Here is a 20733-nt window from a genome sequence, read left to right as displayed (position 1 = left end):
CGGATTTTCAGACGACCTGTCGGCGCGGAGGCAGCGGCTTATTCTTGGATAAATTTCGAATGTGCAAAATCACAGGATTTCCGCGCGCGCCATCATGATTGGGCTTGTTTTGTCTGATGGCAAGTCGTCGGCAAGGCACAATGTTTCCAAAAAATCGGCGATGTCCTGCCAATAATATCTTTGCGTTTCAGATTGTACAGCCGCCTGACGGGACGGCATTTCCGCTTCCTCGTCGCCTATATTTAAGGTAATCGGAATGCCGTGTTCCGCGCCGTGTTCGAGCAAAATCCAAATGCTGCCTTCGCGCGTATCGGCGTGGGTGGCTTGGTGTTCGTATGCCCAGCCGACTGCGGCCTGTCCGCCGTTTGGCAAGGATTGTGCGGCGAGCAGCAGAGGGTGGAAACGGGTTTCCAAATGGCGTTCGGTGGCAACCGCCAACGTCGCGCCGTGCGTGCCTAGAGTTTGCGCGGCATGAAAAACGGGGGCGTTGTGCAGGTTGGCGATGAAGTCGAAAGGCATGGCGGCATGGTGGTTGAGCACGTTGTCCGCCATTTTTTCAAACACGGATGGCGAGGAAAACGGCGTGCCGAGGAAGACGGCGCAATCGGAGCGGATTTCGCTTTGTCCGCGCAGCAGGCCTGCGCCGAGTGCGGCAATCAGGCTCAGGCGGCTGAGGCGGCGGGCGTCCGTGCCGCTTTGCTGCTGCAAGGTTTGTTTGAGGATTTTGTTGCCGACGGCGGCTTCGGTATAGAAACGCGCGGCGGCGGTGATGCGGATGTCAGGATTTATGATTGCCATTGCCATACCATAGCTGTATTGCTGCCGCCGAAACCGAAATGGTTGGCGAGACAGAAAAGGTCGTCTGAAAAACGGATTTCGCGTCCTTGATAATCGGTGCCGCCGCCTTGTTTCAGGGCGGACAAGAGCAGCGCGGTTTCGAGGGCGGCGGTTGCACCGAGGGTATGACCGATTTGCGCTTTGAATGCCATCAGTGGCGGCAGGCTGCCGAATACGTTTTCCAGCGCAGCCAGTTCGGCGGCGTCGCTGTCGGCGGTACCGATACCGTGGGTTTTGACGGCGGCGATGTTTTCGGGGGCAACAGCAGCGGCATTTAAAGCGCGGCTGATAACCTGCTCTAAAGCCTTGCTGTCGCTTTGAATCAGGTCGTTGCCGGTATTGGCGGCATGTCCGACGAGTTTCAGACGACCTGCACGATCAGGCGGCGTGGCAGAGAGGGCGAGTGCGGCGACACCTTCGCCCAAAATCAGACCGTTGCCGCCGAAGGGCTGATATCGTTCGGTAAACAAACCCAAACTGTGAAAATGCAGCAGGGTCAGGCGGTTGAGGTTTTCGATGCCGAGGACGAAGGCGCGTTCCGCCCCGCCGCGCAAACAATTGTCTGCCTGAATCAGCGCATGGGCGGAGGAGGTGCAGGCGGTTGCCAAACTGAAAATCTGTCGGTTGCCGCTGCGTTTGCGCAAATCTTCAGCAAGATAGAGCAGGCCGTGTTCCCCAATGTCCGTATTGCCCGCGCGGCGGCGGTTTTCGTATTCGGCGATGGCGTAAGAACTCGAACCGATAAAAACCGGCGCGTCATGCCAGCTTTCAGACGACCACCCGGCATCTTCGGCGGCGCGGCGCAAATGTTGTTCAGCAATATCCGCAAAAGCGGCGCTCCCCAAGCTGTCGTCGGTAAAAGCGCGGAAATAAGCGGCCTGCTGCGGCTGGTTTAAAAACGTATAAGACACCGCATCGGGTCGTCTGAAATCCGCCTGCGGATTCAGCGCGGAGGTTGCCGCCGTACCGCAAACCCAGCTCACGCCCCATGCTCCGCGCGGACGAACGCCGCCAAATCGCGCACGCTCATCATATGCTTGCGCACCATACGGTCGCCTTGCAGCCGCACTTGGAAATACTGTTGCAGCGCGACGCAGATTTGCAGCGCGTCGAGCGAATCCAAGTCGATAGGGCTGCCGTCGCCGAACAACGGCGCATCGTCGGTAAAGTCTTCGGCAGCAACATCATCGGTCTTGTCGGCTTCTTGCAGAATCAGCTTTTTCAATTCCGCTTCCAGCGCGTGTTCTGCCAAGGTAAAGGTGTAGGACATTTTTTGCTTTCGTGTTTGGGGTAGGGATGGATGTCGGCTTGTGTTTTCAGACGACCTGATGGCTTTCCAAACCGATATAATTTAAATTTCTCACTCAGGATTTTATCATGCCTCTATCCGCCTATCTCACTCAATCGTAAATGTCTTGTTACAATTAATTGATGAGGAAACTTGAAAGGATTGAGTTTTTGTTTAAAAAAGGTATATAAAATATGGATGGCTAAACATTAATACGTTATGCATCATGCTGCTGATGTGGTTATAATGCGCCGATTTTTTTTTTTTAAATTTAAGGAACATTGAATAAAGTGAAAAAAGTATTGTTTTTCTCTGTGGCTTTAATGGGTACAGCTTTTTGTTATGCCCAAGAAAATGCTGCCCATAATAAAGATGTTTGCCCTAAAAGCATGCTGGAAAATATTGAAGAGGTTGACTACGATTGCCTGGATATACTGGATGGGCGACTGGCAAAAGAAATTGATGAACAATATAAAATACTGTACCAACGGGTAAAGAATAAAGATGCTGCCTTACATGGTTTGCCGGCTTCTTATTTTAATGAAGTGCGTAAAACTTGGGGGGAGTATAAAGAGCAACTTTGCTCTGACCCGACAAATGACACTGATCTGAAATCTGCGGCTGATTGGTATATCCTTAAATGCAGCATTGAACAATCACAAGCGCACCTGAAAGCCTTGAAACGTTTTTAACCTCTGTTATTCACTATATGGGAATCTTTATATGAAAAAATTATTTATTTTGACATCGCTCACTTTCTCGGTTGCAGCTTTTGCGGCACCTTCTTCGGAAGGAACTGAAAATGAGATAAATAGTGGGCTGTATAACATCGATTTTCGTGCCGGAAACGGTAAGATTTATTGCGGCGGCGATGCGAAAACATCTGATTTGGCTCAGGGCATATCATGTCTGACTGAAATTAAAGGCAAACCTGTTTTACCGCGTCCCAAGGATTGCGACCTCGAATGGGGCGGAACATTTTTCTTAGGTAAAACCGGCAAAGCAGATATGGTTTGCCACAGTGATTTTCCTTTTAATCCTAAAGCCCGTATCTTGAAAGACGGAGAAACAGTGAAAGGCAATGGCTGGCAATGTACGGCTTCTGGTTCGGAGGTGACTTGCTCCAATCAAGATAAACATGGGTTTAAGGTTAGCCAAAAAATGCAGAAGTTGTTTTAATACATATAGTGGCCATATGTTTACCTGATGGGGTTAACAATAGAGTTGCTATGGGGTTGTCTTGATTATCGAAGCAAGTTGAAACTGTTATAGCTCTCAGAAAAAAGCTGTCCGAAATTTAAACATAATTTTTGACAGCCTTTTTTATGGTTTTGACAACGTTTTTTAAAACCGTACCTGCGTCTGCAACTGCCTGCGGTAAACCAGCACGGCGGCGGTCAGGGTGGCGGCGGAGAAGGCGGACAGCAGGATGAGGTAGCGGCCGATTCCGTCCAGTCCGCTGCGGTTGAGCAGCAGTTCTTGAAAAGCCTTCAAGCCCCATGCCATCGGGGAAATCCAAGTGAGTTGCTGCATGGTTTCGGGCATGACGTGGGCGGGTACCATAATGCCGCCGATTGCTGCCATCAGGATGATGCCGCCGCCGCCGAGGACGACGGCGTGTTCGGTGGATTTGGCGCAGACGCTGACCAAAAGCGCGTAGCCGAGTGCGGCGGCGCTGACGGCGGCGGACAGCAGCGCGTAGGGAACAAGGCTGCCGTTGAGTATGAGGGCGGGCACGCCGATTTCGGGCAGAAGGTAGCGGCCGAGCAGCAGCATTCCGGTAAATTGGAGTTGGTTAATCAGGAAATAGGGGACGAGTTTGGCGGCAATCAGGCCGGACGCGGAGGCGCGGGCGAGACGCAGGCGGGTGATGGTGTTGGTCTGGCGTTCCAGCGCCATGACGTTCGACAGCGGTATCATAATGAAAAACATACCGAAAATCAGCCATGCGGGAACGCTGTGCTGTACGGCGTTGGGTTTTTCCACCGTGCCGCTACCTGCGCTCAGATAGTGTTCTTCCAGCATTTTTTTATCTAAAAAGCTGCGCACGGCGGCGAATTGTTCGTCGTTTTTTTCATCGACTTTTTTCTGGATGTCTTTGCGGATGGAACGGGGCAGTTTTTTATTGTCGATTTTGATGCCGTCATTGTTGTCGAAATAAGCGTCCAGCCGCGTTTGGGTGTAATGCTGCTGCAAAACGCCTTTGACCGCCGCCAGCCATGAAGGTTCGGTATCGGGCGGTACATAGATTTGCAGGGCTTTGTTGTCGGCGATTTTGCCGGAAGCGGGGTTCGGGTTGTACAGCACCAGTTGGAAACGCTTGTCGTGCAGGCCGTTTTGCGCGTCGGTCAGTTTTTCAGACGACATCCGCGTGACATGAATCTGCTCTTTTTCCAGCGCGGCGGCCAGCGCGGTATTGACGCTGTCGTCTGCCGCGCCGACCAGCGCGATGCGGCTGTCGGTGTGCGGATCTTGGTCGCGGCTCAGCGCCAACGACATAATCAGCATGAAGGCGATGGGCATCACAAACAACACGGCCAAACCGTGCAGGTCGCGGCAGAGCAGTTTGAGTTCTTTGAGGAGGGAGGAAGTCGTCATTGTGGATTTTGCTTATCTGTTGCTGGCTCGTCTTTGCGCAGGAAATCAAGGTAAAACGTTTCCAGCGAACCGTGTCCCTGCTGGAAGTAGCGGATTTGCGCGCTGCTTTGTTGCAGGGCGGCGTAAACGGTGGCGGCATCGTGCGCCGTTTCCATCATGCCGCGGCTGTCCACTTGCTTTGCACCCAAAGCGGCCAGCGTTTGAGGCGGCAGCGGCGGTTCGACGGTAAAACGCACGACACCGGTTTGCGTGCTTAGAAGCTCATCCAAACCGCCGTGGTACACCAGCTTGCCGTGTTGCAGCAGCGCAATTTTGCCGCAAAGCTGCTCGATTTCCGACAGATAGTGCGAGGTGTAAACCACCGTTACCCCCTGCCGTGTCAAATCCGCCACGCTGTCAAGGATAAAGCGGCGCGACTGCGGGTCGATGCCGACCGTGATTTCATCAAGGAATACCAGTTGCGGCGTGTTAATCAAGCCGATGGCAAAATTCAGACGACGTTTAAGTCCGCCCGAAAGATGCTTCGCCGCTTTGTTCTTGTGGGCGGTCAGGTCGGTCTGTTCTAATAGCGCATTCAGACGACCCTTGTCGCGCACTTTGTAAAGCGAGGCGAAAAACAGCAGGTTGTCCCACACAGAAAGCTGCGGATAAAACGCGAAATCCTGCGGCACCAAACCGATTTTCTGCCGCTCGCTGCGGCTCAACAGGCGCAACGGCTTGCCGTCAAACAAAATTTCGCCCTGCCGTACTTCCTGCAAGCCTGCCAAAAGCGACATCAGTGTCGTTTTCCCCGCACCGTTGTGACCGAGCAGCCCCAAACATTCGCCGTCGGCAATTTCGAACGACACATTGTCCAGCGCGGCAGTTTCGGCTTTGGGATAACGGTGGGAGAGGGATTGGATTTGAATCATGGTTTCCAAATTGCCCTTTAATGAATATTTATAGTAATGCAGTCCATACATAACGGCGTTGGAATTTGCCGTCTTTAAATACGAAACACATACCGAAAGAACCGGCATCATTATTCACCGAATTAAACAGATAAAGCGTCTTGTCGGTACGGCGGTAATAGGCTTCCCAGCCATCATACGCATTGCTGCCGCGTGCAGTGGCGGCAAAATCGGGCAAGAACAGCCCTTGCAGTTCGGCAGCGGGAACTGCTTGACCGTTCAGCGTAATCTGTTCTATGGCAAATACGCTTTTCGGAATGGAGTCGTCTGTACCGTAAAACGGTTTGCCCCGATAAAGAGACGCGGTGTCACTATTTGGGGCTGTACCTGAAAAGTCGCTGCGTTTGGGATGGATACGGCGGGCGGCGATGTGTACCGTTTGACCGCCGCCGGACAAAGTCAACGTATCGTCGTGACCGAAGTGTTCACGCAGTGTAGCGAAGTTTTTGTCAGAGGCTGGAAATATCAGACGGCTGCGGTGGATAAAGCCGTAACCGTGGGTGGCTACCTGTTGCAACAGCGCGGTACAGAAATTCGGATTGTCTTTGCTGGCTTCGCCTACACATTCCAACGGCGTGCCGTTGGGAATTTTTGCCAAAACTTTGGCGTTCAAATCGGGGCTTTCGCGTAAGTTGGTGTGTCCGTCGGCATCATAAACCAAGGCAAAGCCGTCCGGCGGCGCGGCATGGGTTAAGGCGGAACACAATAATAAGAGGGAAGCTAAGTAACGCATTTTTATCATTTCTTTGAGTTTTCAGACGACCTTTTCGAGCGATATTTAAATCGCAGCACTCCATAAATAACGGCGCTGGAATTTACCGTCCTTAAATATAAAGCAGACATCGAAAGGAGCGCCGTCCGAACCTTGTCTGCCAAACAGATAAAGCGTCTTATCGCTGCGGCGGTAATAAGCTTCCCAGCCTTGATATACATTGCTGCCGCGTGCGGTGGAGGCAAAATCGGGCGAGAAGAGTCCTTGCAGTTCGGCAGCGGGAACCGCTTGACCGTTTAGCGTGATACGTTCAAGCGCGAACACGCTTTTGGAAATCATAGAGTCCATGCCATAGAACGGCTTGCCTTGATAGAGACGCGCGGTGTATTTGTCTTTGCTGATACCCGAGAAATCACTGAGTTTAGGGTGAATGCGGCGGGCAACGATGTGTACCGTTTGACCGTTGCCGGACAAAGTCAGCGTATCGTCGTGACCGGATTGTTCGCGCAGGCGGACAAAGCTTTTGTCGGCGGCTGGGAATATCAGACGGCTGTAATGGATAAAGCCGGAATCGTCGGCGCTTGCCTGTTGTAGCTGAACAAAACAGAAGTCTGATCTGGTTTCACTGAGTTCTTCCACACATTCCAACGGCGTGCCGTTGGGAATTTTTGCCAAGACTTTGGCATTCAAATCGGGGCTTTTGCGCAAGTTGGTGTGTCCGTCGGCATCATGCACCAAGGCAAAGCCGTTCGGCGGCGCGGCATGGGTTAAGGCGGAACACAATAATAAGAGAGTGGCTAAGTAACGCATTTTTATCATTTCTTTGAGTTTTCAGACGACCTTTTCGAGCGATATTTATAGCGCAGCATTCCATAAATAGCGGCGCTGGAATTTACCGTCCTTAAATATAAAGCAGACATCGAAACTACCGGCGCCCGAGCCTTGTCTGCCAAATAGATAGAGCCTCTTATCGATGCTGCGGTAATAGGCTTCCCAGCGGTCGTACACCTGGCTATCGCGTGCGGTGGCGGCAAAATCGGGCGAGAACAGTCCTTGCAGTTCGGCAGCGGGAACCGCTTGGCCGTTTAGTGTGATCTGTTCTATTACAAATACGCTTTTGGGAATGGTGTTATCTGTGCCGTAGAACGGTTTGCCTTGATAGAGGCGAGCGGTATATTTGTTTTTGCTGATACCCGAGAAATCGCTGAGTTTTGGATGAATACGCCGAGCAACGATATGTACCTTTTGTCCGCTACCGGACAAAGTCAGCGTATCGTCGCGACCGGATTGTTCGCGCAGGCGGACGAAGCTTTTGTCGGAGGCGGGAAATATCAGGCGGCTGTAATGGATGAAACCGTAGTCTTCTGCGGCAGGTTGTTGCAGCTGGGCAGTACAGAAACTCAGGCTGCCTTCACCGCCATCACCCAAACATTTCAACGGTGTGCCGTTGGGGATTTTTGCCAAGACTTTGGCATTCAAATCAGGGCTTTCGCGTAAGTTGGTGTGTCCGTCGGCATCATGAACCAAGGCAAAGCCGTCCGGCGGTGCGGCGTGGGTTAAGGCGGAACACAATAATAAGAGTGTGGCTAAGTAACGCATTTTTATCTTTTCTTTGAGTTTTCAGACGACCTGATTTTAAAACGGTGCGCAGCGGATTGAGTTATGCCGCATGATTCCCCATTATTTCAACAATCCCCGCCACAAGGCTTCTTCATCGTCCGCAATCTTGCGCAAAAATGCGGCGATTTCGCGGCAGCCATTTTCAGACGGCTTTTTACACTGCTTCACGCACATTGCTGCAAACTGCCGCCACTGGTCGCCGATGGCGGTCATTTGTTCCGAGGCTGTCTGAAACGCGGGGTTGTCGCAGATACGGGCGGCCTGTTCGAGGAAATAGGCGTAGATATAGCGGAAACCCGCGCCGCCGGTGCCGATTTCTTCCTGCATCCGCACGAGATGGCCGAGGAACAGCTTTTGGTATTTTGCATTTCGTTTAGTGGGCAGGGCTTCGATGTTTTTTGCCAACGTGCGGATGCCTTTTACGCCGGCGAAAAAAACGGGCGGGAGCATTTGTTTGGCGTTTTTGCGTATGGCTTTGCGGATGATGGCGGGCAAGTCTGTCTTAATTTTTTCAGACGACCTGTCGTTTTCCAGCGTGTACATCATGCCTTTTGCCGCCAGCACGCCTTTGGCGAAGCGCGCCCGCTGCAAATCTTCGGCGGCGCAGCGCTGCACGGTTTCAAACACGGGGTCGCTGATCAGGTAGTCGCCGCCGTCTTTGCCGTACACTAAGAGATTGTGCGCGTTGAAATGGAAACGCATTTGCGGCGGGAAATACGGCAGCCAGAATACGGAGGTCTGCAAACCCGCCAGTTTGCCCGATGAAAGCGCGGCATCCAGCGCGTCCTGCCCCTTTTGGGCATTGGAAAATTTGCGGGCGGACAATTTCAGCCCCAATGCCTTGCAGGTGTTTTTGATGATGCCGCGCGGTGCGATGCGGTAGGAAACCAGCGGCATGCCGCCCAGTTTGACGACGGGTAGCCAGACAAAGGTCAGCGCATGGGCGATGCCGAAAATCATGGCTTCGTCCAAGTCGTGGCCGTGGTATTTGAGCAGCGTGGACATTACGCCGCTTTCGCAGTGGGCGGTATGCTGGTGTGGGAATTCGGTCATGGGGGTGTCAATCGGATATTTGTTTGGGAGTGTTTTTATGATTAGGCGGCAGCGTTTCAGACTTTAGAAGGGTCGTCTGAAAAATCAGGTCGGTTCGCCTTAATCCGCGTCCGTCCGCTTCAATTCGTCTATGCTGATTTGCAGCGCGTCGGCGTATTTTTGCAGGGTTTTGTCGGGCAGCTTGGCGAAGATTTCGGGACGCAGGTGGCGGCGGAGCTGCCATTTCCATACGCCTGCTGCCATTGCCAAACCGGTTTCGTCGTGGCGGAAGCGGAACATATGGTAATACAGCGGCGAATATTCGCCCCGAGCCACTGCTTCGCGGGCGGCGCGGGTTTGTTCGTCGAGTTCGGCGACCGCCATTTCGGTGGCGTAGGCTTCGTCCTGCCAGCCGCTGCTGGTACCGGCTTCATAACGCCCGTTGCGCGTGCCGTAAATGACTTTCAGATGTCCGTGGTAGCTTTCGCTGTCATCTTGCGGGATGTCTTTGATTTCCATAGTTTCAGACGACCTTTTTTCAGTTTGCTATACCGCTTCCAAAAGCATGAAACAAGTTGAGAAACGCCCGCTTTCGGGAACGTAGCACAAAACTTTTTGACCGCGCTCCAATGGGAAGGTGCGCATAAATTCTTCAAGGATGATGTAAATCGATGCCGATCCGGTGTTGCCTTTGGTGTAGAGGTTGGTAAACCATTTTTCCTGCGGGATGTCGAAGCCGATGTTTTTCAGACCGTCTGAAAGGCGGTCGCGGAAAAAGCCGGAAGAGTAGTGCGGCAGGAACCAGTCGATTTCGTCGGCGCGGATGCCGTGTTTGGCGGCGATTTGCGCGAGCGGTTTTTCCACCGTGTAGCGGACGATGTTTTCGTTCAATAGTTTTACGTCCTGCTTGACCGCCATCAGGCTGTGGCGGCGGCTGTATTCTGGGTCGGCGTGTTTCCAGCTTTCGAACACGCCGTCGCGGAATTCTGCGCCGGCATACATACAGGGCGGCATTTCGTTGGCGTAGGAGAGCAGCTCTATCCAGTGGATTTTCAGGCTGAGGTCGTCTGAATTGGGGCGGTCGGACAAGTATGCCGCGCCCGCGCCGTCCGACAGCATCCAGCGTAAAAAGTCTTTTTCAAAACCGATTTCGGGAGAGGCATTCTCCAGCTTTTTATGGTCGGTTTCTTGTTGGAAGACTTCGCCGCGCATTACTGCCGAAGCGTTTTCCGAAGCGGCGGCGACGGCGTGGGCGTGTTCACCGGTTCGTACGGCGTTGTAGGCGTGTTTCATCGCCGCCATACCTGCCGCGCACACGCCCGCCATGCTCAATACTTCGCAGGAGGGTATATTTAAAAGACCGTGTACCATCACGCCGTGTCCGGGCATGGTTTGGTCGGGGTAGGAGGTAGCGCAGGACAGGCTGGTGATGTCTTTGGGCTCGATGCCTTGAGCGAACAGCCGGCGGACTGCTTCGGCGGCAAGTTCGGCATTGGTATGCGTGGCGCGGCGGCTGTCGGGGTCTATGGCGTAATGCCGTGTTTGGATGCCGTTGGAACGCAAAATCATGCGCCGAACGCGCGAGGGCAGCTCGCCCGCCATACCGAGTACGGCTTCCATCTCGTCATTGCCGACGGGCGCGTTGGGCAGGAAGGCGGCGATGTGGTTGAGGTAAACGTTTTTGAGTGTGTTATTTAGAGTCATGGTTTTGGGTTATATGGCGAAACAAAATAGGGATATTACGGCGCTATTTTGTCTCACTATGGTAAGTGGTCAGCCGATAAACCGCGCCGCGTAATCGCAGCTTGCAGTGAGCGGGATGCCGTGTGCTTCGGCATATGCCGTTAACGCATCCACCAGCATTCGGGCGATGCCCTGATTACGGAAATTGGGCGAAACTTCGGTGTGGTCCACGTCCCAGCTTCCGTTGTGTTCGGTATAACTAATGTAGCCTGCTTCCAAACCGTTGATGTCGATTTGGAAGCGGCGGCGTTCGGGGTAATGGATCACTTCGGGCATGGAGTGCTTTCTGTATTCGGGGTCGTCTGAAATGGTCAGAATGTGTGACGACAACTGTAATCCGATTTATCCGCCGGAGGGCTGGCTGTAATACTCTGCCAGTTTTTTCAGACGACCTTTGAGCAGCGGATGCAGCAGTTTTTTCACCAATACGCTCACCGGTACCAACACCAGAATCATCGCCAGCAGAAACAGGATATAAAAACACAGCAGGGTGCGGCGCAGCAGGGGGGACACACGTCCGGCGGCCATCAGCAGCCTGCCCCACAGAAAAAAGCTGCGGCCGGCGGCTTTTTCGCTGAAAATCAGTTTTTCGTTCACCTTGGCCGCGCCCATGTTTTGAAACAGGGTTTCGTCCAAGGTTTTGTTTTGTAAAAGGGTATCCCGCATTTTCGCGCCGAAGCGCGCCGCGTCGGCCAGCTCTCCGTCTGCGATGCCGGCGGAGGGCAGGGCGCGGAAGTATTGTTTGTCGCCCGACAGCAGCCATGCGGGGGTGGTAATGAAGCTGGCGGCGCTGTTGCATGCGTCGATTTTAACGATGTTGCCGATGAGTTTCGCGCCGTTGCGTGCTAAAAGCGACTTCATTTTTTCCTGCGCGCCCAACCACATATTGCGGCAGCCGATAAGCGTTACCACGGGTTTGCCGTTGAGCAGGCGGCGGGTTTCTTCCCGTTGCAGGAAGGCGGTAATCGGCTGGGCGGGAGAGAGGAACCAGACGGTATAAGCGATAACCACGGCGTCGTAATCGTCGGCGGGAATGGCGGGCGGCAGAATCGGCGCGGGTTTCAGGTGGACGGTTTCGGGAAAGGTGTTGAAAAACCGCCAAAACGACCACGGAAACGGATACGGCTCTTGCGGCTCAAGGTTCACGCAATCCACATGGATACCGCTCTGCTGCAAAGGCTCGGCGAAATTCCGCACCAGTTCCGCCAGCTGTCCGGTTTGCGAGTAATACACCAGCAGCACTTTTTTCACGTCGCTTCCCATTATCTATTAACAAAAATTATTTGATGACTGGTCATTATAGCTTTTTTGTAAAATTATTTAAAGAACAATAGGGTGGGATAAAGGGAGGTCGTCTGAAAAGGGCGGTTGGCGTGAAATTAGAAGCAAATGGCATACCCTGAAATTACTGGGTTTAGGGCAAAAATATGTGCCTAATAAAATGCGAACCTGCGGCTTACCACCCTCGCTTAGCCTCTCATGTAGAGAGGAAAAAAGCGGGCGGCAAGCCGTCAGGCAGGTTCTTCAAAAACCGACAGGATGACTTTGCGGGTCTGTCGGATGGTTTGCTTACAGGGCTTTTTTGGCAAAGTCGTCCAGCGGTTTGCCGGTTTGCACTTCTCTAAACTGCATCACAGTTTTGTCGCCTTGTTTTTCGTCCAATTCAATTTTACGCACCACGCTGTCACCGCTGATAACGATGTGATTGAAAATTTGGCGGGTAACGGCGGTTTTCGGCGTCAAATTCAGCGTCCATTGTTTTTCACTGCCGGAGAGGGCAAGGTTGAATTGTTTTTCCAAACCTTGCGTGTTGCCACCGAGCAGGTCGAGGAAGAGTTTGATTTGCTGGGTTTGTCCGACTTTGCCTTGATTGGGGTTGGTCCATGCGCTGCCGTTCCACTGCATGATGCCGTCCGAGCGCACGCGCAGGGTGGTTTCAAACGGTTTTTGCATTTGCCACAACAGGCCTTTTTTCGGGACGAGGACGAATTTCCCGCCTGTAACCATCGGTTTACTCAGGGATTTCAATTGACGCTGCTGGGTAAACGCGCCCTGTACGTTGGACGGTTTTTGCAGGGTTTGGGCGAGTTCGGCGGTGGAAAACGCCCACAAGGCAGGGCTGGCAAGGGTCAGCACGAGAGCGGTAAGTGTTTTTTTCATGTTGTTCCTTTTCAGGTTTGTTTTTCAGACGACCTTATGGGTCGGGGTCGTCTGAAAACGTAAAGTGTCAGGCAGGAGTAAAGGTCGGATGGGTTTGCACAGCATCCAACCAGCTTTGCGGGGTCTGAAACTGCATCAGACCGTCTGCCAGCGAAACGGCGGCTTGTGTGGTCGAAGCACGGTTGAGCTTTTCGTTGGTTTGCGCATCATAAATTGTATAGTCGATGCGCAGGCAGCTTTCGATTTCGACAATCTCCATATCGACACGGATTTTTTGATCGAAGCGGGCGGGGCGGATGTATTTGAGGTTCATCTGCACAATCGGCCAGCTGTATCCTTGCCGTGCCATTTCATTGTAATCGTAACTGATGGCAGACAAAAAGGCGCAGCGGGCGGTTTCGAGGTATTTCACATAGTTGCCGTGCCAGACGATATGCATCGAGTCCACATCGAAAAACGGGACTTCGATTTCAAAGCTGTGGCGGCAGTAGATGTGTTTTTTCATGAGTTTCCTTGTGTGATGGGCGCAAGCGACATAGATTATATAGTGGATTTGTTGTCTAACGGTAAGGCGTTGTGTTGCGCGGATGTAATGTGGCATGCTGCCTAAAACGCATTTTATTTTACTACACTATGACGGTATTGTTAGGCAGTTTGGCATTTGCTTTAAGGCGGGAACGTATTGGGTATGATTTATAGTGGATTAAATTTAAACCAGTACGGCGTTGCCTCGCCTTGCTGTACTATTTGTACTGTCTGCGGCTTCGTCGCCTTGTCCTGATTTAAATTTAATCCACTATATTTGCAAAAAGGTCGTCTGAAACTTTTCAGACGACCTTTGATGTTTATAAACAGATTTATTGGGTGCTGACAATCCGGTTGATCTGCCATTCAAGAAACGGCGTATATGCCGAGGCGCGGCGGATAATGGCTTGGTCTTCGCCGTCCGGCGTGCTTGGGCGGCTTTCAGCGGTTTGGATGTTTTGGTTGTCCCATTTGTGGAATGCTTTGCTGTGTTGGTGATAGAAACCACGTTCCGTGATGATGACTTCGGGGTTGTAGCCGTAGCCGCACCATGCGGAATCGGGTTGCGGGGCGGTGAGGTTGCAGCCGGTTTGGTAGTAGCTCGATTTGGACAGGCTTAAGTTGTAGAGGGTCGGCAGGATGTCTTTGTGCGAACCTGCGCGTTCGGGATGGTATTCGGCGCTGCCGCGGTAGGCTTGCGGGACGTACAGATAGAAGGGGACGCTGTGACCGAGTGCGGCATCGGCGGATTCGGGATAGCCGATGGCGCGCATATTGTGGTCACCAGTGGCGGCGATAATGGTGTCGGGTGCGATGGTTTTCACTTTGCCGATAAAGCGTCCGAGTTGGTCGTTGCTGTATCGGAAGGTGTTGAAAATTTCATTCAACTCTTTGTCTGAGGCGAGATTGGCAAGGCGTTTTTGCTCTTGTTCTTCCAAACGAAAGTTTTTGAGCTGGTGCGGTGCAGGCAGGTGGTAGGGTGGATGGTTGGTCACGGACATCATCATGATGAATACAGGTGTGCCGCTTTTTTCGGCGCGCGCGAGTTCTTCTTCGGCATAACGGAACATGAATTCATCGGGTACGCCCCATGTGCCGGATTTTGCTTCGGGATAGCGGGTTTTGAGGGTGTTTTCATCGATGATTTCATTGACGCCCAAGTGCCGCAGGAAGGTGTCGAAATCGCGCCAGCCGCCGTTGCCCGCCGTAATATAGACGACGCGGTAGCCGGCTTCGAGATAGGGTTTGAACATATTGCCGGGGAAGGTTTTGTTTTTGGCGAGGGATTGGCTGAGGTTGAGGCGCGGGCTGCGGACGAAGAAGCGGTGCAGGGAGTCGCTGGTACCGTCGCCTTCGGAAACGAATTTGCGGTATACCCAGTCTTGCTGCCAATGATTGCCCAGTTCGCCCAAGAGATCCCGTTCGGGATTATCCATGTTCAAGAGGTGTGCGCTCATGCTTTCCATGACGGTGAAAACGACGTTGGGACGGTGTTTTTCGACAGCGGGATTGGGGGCGGTTTGAGCAAATAGCTGCGTCAAGTCGGCATTGGTTTTTTTATCGAGCAGGGTACTGATGAGCCGGCTGCCGTCTTCGTCGGAGACGGGATGGAAATTATTGCTGTTGCGGTATTCGTTGACCGCCCAGCTTAGGGAGGTCAGGGCGTTGGGGACGAGTTTGTTGATTTGCGGTGCGGCGGAAATCTGCATGGCGGTCTGACGCAGGGGGAATTTGCCGAACGAGCCGCGTATGCCTGCGGCAAGCGCGAGGACGGGTAAGAGGACGGCGGCAATCCAAGCGGTTTTCCCCCATGAGGTCGTCTGAAAGCGGGTGCTGCGGTGGATGAGGCTGAAAATTTTACTAAAAACGAAAGCTGCGGCAATCAAAGCTGCCAGACAGGAAATAACGGGATAGTCCGACCAGACGGTTTTCAGGACGGCGCTGGTGTCTTCTTCCGCCAGTCCGAAGACGAAGACGTCAAATTGACGGTCGTACACGCTGAAATAGAACCAGTTGCCCAGCGCGGCGGCAAAGGCTGTCAGGGAGAGGACGGTTGCGACGGTAGGCAGGAGGCGGAGAGTAAAGGCGGCGGTTTTTTGCGTAGCCAGTCCGAACAGCCCGATCAGGAAGGGTAAAGCGGCGGCAACGGAAGCGATTTTGATGTCGAACAGCAGCCCTTTGATAAACAAAGCCGCCAAATCGCCCGCATAACGGCTGCGGATGTCGTCTGAAACAAAATGGTGCAGTATGAAGAAACGTTCAGCGGAAAAAACGGCGACGATAGATACCCATAAAATCAGGCAGGTGAGGAGGGTTTTCCGGTAGGCGGCAAGGCGGGTAATCATGATTAGTGGGTAAGATGGGTTGGATGTATAGTTATATCAAATTGGGTAAGGCGTGATTTTATGGTTTGGCAGTGCGGCTTTCAAGATATGGCGAAAGATTATTTGGAATGAAGGGTGAGACGATGCTTTATCCAACATTTCTACGCTACTTCCATTTGCGCAGAAAGGGTTGCGCCGCTGTATGGGTATTTAGATTTTTTGTTAAGCCGATTTTGGCAGTTTGGAATGAAAAAGGTCGTCTGAAAACCTTATCTTCCGTTTTCAGACGACCTTTGATGCGATGGCAGCCGTTTACAACACTGATTTCACAGTATCAACCACATTTTCCACGGTAAAGCCGAATTCTTTGAACAGCAGTTCGGCAGGGGCGGATTCGCCGAAGCGGTTGATGCCGACGACTGCGCCGTTCAGTCCGACGTATTTGTACCAGCCGTCGGCGTGTCCGGCTTCTACTGCAACGCGCGGCAGACCTTCGGGCAGGACGGCGGCTTTATAGGCGGCGTCTTGGCGGTCGAATACGTTGGTGGACGGCATGGAAATGACGCGTACGGTGATGTTTTGCGCAGCAAGGGCTTTTTGCGCTTCCAAAGCCAGCTCAACTTCAGAACCGGTAGCAATGATGACGGCTTGGGCGTTGCCTTGGGCTTCGCTGATGACGTAGCCGCCGCGTTTGATGTCGTTCAGTTGTTGTTCGTTGCGCGCTTGGAATTTCAGGTTTTGACGGCTGAAAATCAGGCTGGACGGGTGGTCTTCGGCTTTTGTGGCTTCCGCCCATGCGACCAAGGATTCGGCGGTATCGCACGGACGCCATACGTCCATATTCGGAATCAGGCGCAGGGTGGCGGTTTGCTCGATGGGTTGGTGGGTCGGGCCGTCTTCGCCGAGACCGATGGAATCGTGGGTGAAGACGAAGACGGGGTTGATTTTCATCAGTGCTGCCATGCGCAGAGCGTTGCGTTCGTATTCGCTGAACATCAGGAAAGTTGCGCCGAAGGGTTTCACGCCGCCGTGCAGGGCAAGGCCGTTCATGATGGCACCCATGCCGAACTCGCGTACGCCGTAGTGAATGTAGTTGCCGCCTTTGTCGCGGGTAACGGAGACGCTGCCCGACCAGTCGGTCAGGTTGGACGGGGTCAGGTCGGCAGAACCGCCCACCAGTTCGGGCAGCTCTTTAGCCAAAATTTCGATGCTGTTTTGGCTGGCTTTGCGGGTGGCGATGGTTTCGGCTTTGGCGCACACTTCTTTTAATGCGGCTTGAACGTATGCATCGAAATTGTCCGGCAGTTTTTTATCCATGCGGCGCACGAATTCTGCGGCTTCGGCAGGATATTTTGCTTGGTATTGCGCAAACAGCTCGTTCCATTCGGCTTCTAGTTTCGCGCCTTTTTCTTTTGCATCCCATGCAGCATAGATTTCTTGCGGGATTTCAAATGCGGGGTAAGTCCAGCCCAGATGTTTGCGCGTGGCTTCGATTTCATCCGCGCCCAAAGGTGCGCCGTGGGTTTTGTGGCTGCCTTCTTTGTTGGCGCTGCCTTTGCCGATTAAGGTTTTGCAGCAGATGATGGACGGTTTGCCGGTTTCGGCGCGGGCGGCTTCGATAGCGGCTTGAATAGCGGCGGTGTCATGACCATTTACGTTGGGAACGACGTGCCAGCCGTAGCTTTCAAAGCGTTGCGGGATGTTTTCGGTAAACCAACCGTCCACTTTGCCGTCGATGGAAATATTGTTGTCATCATATAAAACAATCAGTTTGCCCAAGCCCAAAGTGCCGGCGAGCGAACAGGCTTCGTGCGATACGCCTTCCATCAGGCAGCCGTCGCCCATGAAGACATAGGTGTAGTGATCGACGATGTTCAAACCGTCTTTATTGAACTCGGCGGCCAGGATTTTTTCCGCCAATGCCATGCCCACCGCGTTGGCAATGCCTTGTCCCAACGGGCCGGTCGTGGTTTCCACGCCGTCGGTGTAGCCGTATTCGGGGTGACCGGGGGTTTTGCTGTGCAGTTGGCGGAAGTTTTTCAGGTCTTCAATGCTCAGGTTGTAGCCGGTCAGATGCAGCAGGCTGTACAACAGCATGGACGCGTGGCCGTTGGAGAGGATGAAGCGGTCGCGGTTGTAGAATTTGGGGTTGGCAGGGTTGTGGCGCAGGAATTTCGTCCACAATACTTCCGCCATTTCCGCCATGCCCATCGGCGCGCCGGGGTGGCCGGAATTTGCTTTTTGAACGGCATCGGCCGAGAGGAAACGGATTGCGTTTGCCAGTTGAGACATTTTGTACCTTCCTTGCTGTATTGGTTTGAAACGGTAACGGTAAAGAAAATCCCGTTGATTATCGCCTGATTCGGTCAGGCTTTCAAGGATGCGGGCGTCTTTCAGACGACCTTTCCGCCTATCGGGAGGACAACTTCAAACCGGTACGGCATCGGTTTCGCGTTGTCCTGTTTTAAAAATTGTCCGCATAAGGGGTCGTCTGAAACAGGCAAAGCAGATGAGATTAACTGTTATTCCGTTTTGAAACAGTAGTTTATAAATTTTTATCGGAGATATAGCGATTCGCTATAAGCATAGTGTCATCGGTTATATGCAACTGCTTGAATATCGCTGATTTCAGACTTGGGCAACGGAAAAATCAAAACGGGTGGCATATAAAAGCCAAGTAGGGCTTTTTGCTTTGGTCAAGCTCAAATGATATGATTCCGACGCATATAAAAGGTCGTCTGAAAAACCAATCAAACCAGTAATCAGAATAAAAGACCTGCGCGCAAACACACGAAGGAACACTGAAAAATGTCAACAGAAAACCAAGCCGAAAACGCTGTGTCAGAAGAAAAAAACGCAGCCCCGAAAGAGCAGTCCGAGAAACCGGCAAAAACCGCTCCGCCCAAACCTTCAAAACCCAAATCCAGCGTCATCCAAATCCATCCCGAAGGCGAACGCATCCATCCGAAAAAAGCGGAAGGGCGGTTCGCCAAATTGCGTATAGCTGCCGTATTGGCGACGCAGTTTGTGTTTTATGTGATTCCGTGGTTCAACTGGAGCGGCCGTCAGGCGGTACTCTTCAATATTCCGGACAGGCATTTTTTCATTTTCGGGCTGTCACTGGGTATGGGCGACTTGATTTACCTTGCCCTGCTGCTGATGATTTGCGCCTTCGGGCTGTTTTGGTGGACGACGATTGCCGGACGCTTGTGGTGCGGCTATTCCTGCCCGCAGACGGTTTACACCGAAATCATGCTGTGGATCGACAACTTGGTCGAAGGCGACCGCAACAAACGCCTGAAGCTGGAAAAATCGCCGTGGAATTTCACTAAAATCCGCATTAAAGCAACTAAAGCCCTGCTGATTTTCATTGTCTGTGCGTGGACAGGCATTACCTTTGCGGGCTGGTTTGTCCCGATCCGCCAGTTCGTTCCCGACTTGTTTGCCGGAGCAGCAGGCGGCGGCGCGATGTTTGCCGCAGCGTTTTACGGCTTCATGACCTTCTTCTTTGCCCACGTTATGCGCGAGAAAGTGTGTCTGCATATGTGTCCGTATGCACGCTTCCAAAGCGCGATGTTCGACAAAGACACACTGATTATTTCTTACGATACCGAACGCGGCGAACCGCGCGGCGCACGCAAGAAAACCGCCAATAAAGAAGACAGCGGATTGGGCGACTGCATCAACTGCACCATGTGCGTACAGGTCTGTCCCGTCGGTATCGATATCCGCGACGGTTTGCAATACCAATGTATCGGCTGTGCGGCGTGTATTGATGCCTGCGACGAAATCATGGACAAAATGGGCTACCCGCGCGGTTTGATACGCTATACGACCGAAGGCGCGTTGGAACACGAATATCCTGAAAGCGACATCAAAAAACGCTTGAAACGTCCGCGTGTGGCGGGATACGGCGCTGTTTTGCTGGTGGTTATTATCGCTTTCTTGGTCGGACTTTCCACCCGTAAAATGGTCGAAGTCGATATTTTGAAAGACCGCGGCGTGATGGTGCGCGAAAACAGCAAAGGTTGGCTGGAAAACGCTTACAACCTGCGCATTATCAACAATAGTGAAAACGAACAAGTCATGACTGCGTCAGTCAAAGGCTTTGAGGAAATTGCCCTGACCGGGCTGCCGGAAGGTGGCGTGAAAATCGCACCGCGTGAAACGTTGACCATCCCCGTCCAAGTTTCCACTATTCCCGAATATGCAAACAAGGGCAGCCATCCGATTGAGTTTACCTTCACTTATCGCGAAACCGGCAAAGCAGATGGCAAACCCATCATCTTGGAAGAAGAAGCAACCTTTATCGGAGAATAAAACGTGTCCGAGCAAAAACAAGTCAAACCTTGGTACAAACACATTTGGCCGTGGGTATTGATGGCGGGTCCTATTTTTGTCGTGATTGCCAGTGTCTCCATGTTCTTTGTCGCCAAAGAGCATACAACCGACTTGGTAACGGACGACTATTACAAAGACGGCAAACACATCGACATCCAGCTTCACCGCGATGAAGAGGCGGTAAAGCGTCATATACAGGTGCAAGTGCTGATCAGTCCGGATAAGGATGCCGCCAAAGTGTTTGTCAGCGGAGAATTCGATCCTAAGCAGCCTTTGAACCTTCTCTTGATGCACCCGACTAAAAAATCGGAAGACCAAACCGTCAAACTACACCCCGTCGGCGCGGAAGCCCAAAACGGTCGTATGGAGTATGAAGCGACTTTCAAACCCCTGCCGCCGACCAACCACTGGTATCTGCGCGTGGAAGATACCTCGGGTGTTTGGCGGGTGGAAGACAAATGGATAGTCAGTCAAGGCAATGCAATCAATCTGACCCCTATGAACAAATTGTTTGAGAATGCCAATCAGAAGCCGAAAGATTCAGGAAAATAGTTTGACAGGCTCAAAAGGTCGTCTGAAAAATTTCAGACGACCTTCATGCTG

Annotated in this window: 21 protein-coding genes; 4 read left to right on the top strand and 17 right to left on the bottom strand. The window is 52.6% G+C overall.

The annotated features are described in order from the left end of the window. Positions 1-69: 69 nt before the first annotated feature. Genes DBZ16_RS03950 through DBZ16_RS03940 form a run of 3 tightly spaced genes read right to left on the bottom strand, consistent with a single transcriptional unit; the run spans position 70 to position 2107 of the window. Positions 70-804 carry a hypothetical protein gene (locus tag DBZ16_RS03950; RefSeq protein WP_107812992.1) on the bottom strand — a complete coding sequence of 245 codons (735 nt, stop codon included), beginning with the start codon at positions 802-804 and terminating at the stop codon, positions 70-72. Continuing rightward, positions 786-1820 (bottom strand): beta-ketoacyl synthase N-terminal-like domain-containing protein, encoded by a 1035-nt coding sequence (locus DBZ16_RS03945; RefSeq protein WP_107812991.1) that lies wholly within the window; start codon positions 1818-1820, stop codon positions 786-788. The genes DBZ16_RS03950 and DBZ16_RS03945 overlap by 19 nt, the downstream gene beginning before the upstream one ends. Beyond that, positions 1817-2107: a phosphopantetheine-binding protein gene (locus DBZ16_RS03940; protein ID WP_107812990.1), complete on the bottom strand. Its 291-nt coding sequence runs from the start codon at positions 2105-2107 to the stop codon at positions 1817-1819. The genes DBZ16_RS03945 and DBZ16_RS03940 overlap by 4 nt, the downstream gene beginning before the upstream one ends. 308 nt (positions 2108-2415) lie before the next feature. On the opposite strand from DBZ16_RS03940, the gene DBZ16_RS03935 reads away from it, so the two are divergent. Then, positions 2416-2817 (top strand): hypothetical protein, encoded by a 402-nt coding sequence (locus tag DBZ16_RS03935; protein ID WP_107813111.1) that lies wholly within the window; start codon positions 2416-2418, stop codon positions 2815-2817. Between the two features lie 31 nt (positions 2818-2848). Beyond that, on the top strand, positions 2849-3304 hold the full coding sequence (locus tag DBZ16_RS03930) for a DUF6636 domain-containing protein (protein ID WP_003777618.1): 456 nt from the start codon (positions 2849-2851) through the stop codon (positions 3302-3304). Positions 3305-3469: 165 nt separating this feature from the next. Here the strand turns inward: DBZ16_RS03930 and DBZ16_RS03925 are convergent, their stop codons facing one another. The 14 genes from DBZ16_RS03925 to tkt form a co-directional block, all read right to left on the bottom strand. Then, the gene (locus DBZ16_RS03925) at positions 3470-4723 is read right to left on the bottom strand and encodes an ABC transporter permease (RefSeq protein WP_107812989.1); all 1254 of its coding nucleotides are present in this window, start codon (positions 4721-4723) and stop codon (positions 3470-3472) included. Next, complete coding sequence (locus tag DBZ16_RS03920) at positions 4720-5634, bottom strand: ABC transporter ATP-binding protein (protein WP_107813110.1); 915 nt, start codon at positions 5632-5634, stop codon at positions 4720-4722. Before DBZ16_RS03920 ends, DBZ16_RS03925 begins: the two co-directional genes overlap by 4 nt. Before the next feature lie 28 nt (positions 5635-5662). Next, positions 5663-6406 carry an SH3 domain-containing protein gene (locus DBZ16_RS03915; RefSeq protein WP_107812988.1) on the bottom strand — a complete coding sequence of 248 codons (744 nt, stop codon included), beginning with the start codon at positions 6404-6406 and terminating at the stop codon, positions 5663-5665. A gap of 45 nt (positions 6407-6451) precedes the next feature. Beyond that, positions 6452-7195, bottom strand: a complete 744-nt coding sequence (locus DBZ16_RS03910) for an SH3 domain-containing protein (protein WP_107812987.1) — start codon at positions 7193-7195, stop codon at positions 6452-6454. A 45-nt stretch (positions 7196-7240) separates the two neighbouring features. After that, complete coding sequence (locus DBZ16_RS03905) at positions 7241-7984, bottom strand: SH3 domain-containing protein (RefSeq protein ID WP_107812986.1); 744 nt, start codon at positions 7982-7984, stop codon at positions 7241-7243. An 81-nt stretch (positions 7985-8065) separates the two neighbouring features. Next, entirely contained in the window at positions 8066-9058 is a 993-nt protein-coding gene (locus tag DBZ16_RS03900) for a BtrH N-terminal domain-containing protein (RefSeq protein ID WP_107812985.1), read from the bottom strand. Between the two features lie 99 nt (positions 9059-9157). Then, positions 9158-9556, bottom strand: coding sequence for a hypothetical protein (locus DBZ16_RS03895; protein ID WP_107812984.1), 399 nt, complete (start codon positions 9554-9556; stop codon positions 9158-9160). Between the two features lie 27 nt (positions 9557-9583). Continuing rightward, complete coding sequence (locus tag DBZ16_RS03890) at positions 9584-10741, bottom strand: beta-ketoacyl-ACP synthase III (protein WP_107812983.1); 1158 nt, start codon at positions 10739-10741, stop codon at positions 9584-9586. Positions 10742-10810: 69 nt separating this feature from the next. Beyond that, complete coding sequence (locus tag DBZ16_RS03885; RefSeq protein ID WP_009174195.1) at positions 10811-11056, bottom strand: GNAT family N-acetyltransferase; 246 nt, start codon at positions 11054-11056, stop codon at positions 10811-10813. A gap of 66 nt (positions 11057-11122) precedes the next feature. Next, the gene (locus DBZ16_RS03880; protein WP_205836769.1) at positions 11123-12043 is read right to left on the bottom strand and encodes a flavodoxin family protein; all 921 of its coding nucleotides are present in this window, start codon (positions 12041-12043) and stop codon (positions 11123-11125) included. Positions 12044-12349: 306 nt separating this feature from the next. Beyond that, the gene (locus tag DBZ16_RS03875) at positions 12350-12940 is read right to left on the bottom strand and encodes a LolA family protein (RefSeq protein WP_107812982.1); all 591 of its coding nucleotides are present in this window, start codon (positions 12938-12940) and stop codon (positions 12350-12352) included. 67 nt (positions 12941-13007) lie between these two features. After that, on the bottom strand, positions 13008-13445 hold the full coding sequence (locus tag DBZ16_RS03870) for an acyl-CoA thioesterase (protein WP_107812981.1): 438 nt from the start codon (positions 13443-13445) through the stop codon (positions 13008-13010). 352 nt (positions 13446-13797) lie between these two features. Beyond that, positions 13798-15810 (bottom strand): LTA synthase family protein, encoded by a 2013-nt coding sequence (locus DBZ16_RS03865; protein ID WP_107812980.1) that lies wholly within the window; start codon positions 15808-15810, stop codon positions 13798-13800. A gap of 291 nt (positions 15811-16101) precedes the next feature. Further along, positions 16102-18081 (bottom strand): transketolase, encoded by a 1980-nt coding sequence (gene tkt / locus DBZ16_RS03860; protein WP_107812979.1) that lies wholly within the window; start codon positions 18079-18081, stop codon positions 16102-16104. A gap of 516 nt (positions 18082-18597) precedes the next feature. Here tkt and ccoG point away from each other — a divergent pair. Further along, on the top strand, positions 18598-20109 hold the full coding sequence (gene ccoG, locus DBZ16_RS03850; protein WP_107812978.1) for a cytochrome c oxidase accessory protein CcoG: 1512 nt from the start codon (positions 18598-18600) through the stop codon (positions 20107-20109). Between the two features lie 3 nt (positions 20110-20112). Beyond that, complete coding sequence (locus DBZ16_RS03845) at positions 20113-20682, top strand: FixH family protein (protein ID WP_107812977.1); 570 nt, start codon at positions 20113-20115, stop codon at positions 20680-20682. Positions 20683-20733 lie beyond the last annotated feature (51 nt).

Origin of the sequence: Neisseria sicca (assembly GCF_003044565.1) — a bacterium.
Lineage (GTDB): Bacteria > Pseudomonadota > Gammaproteobacteria > Burkholderiales > Neisseriaceae > Neisseria > Neisseria sicca_A.
This window is presented reverse-complemented; position numbering and strand designations above follow the sequence as displayed.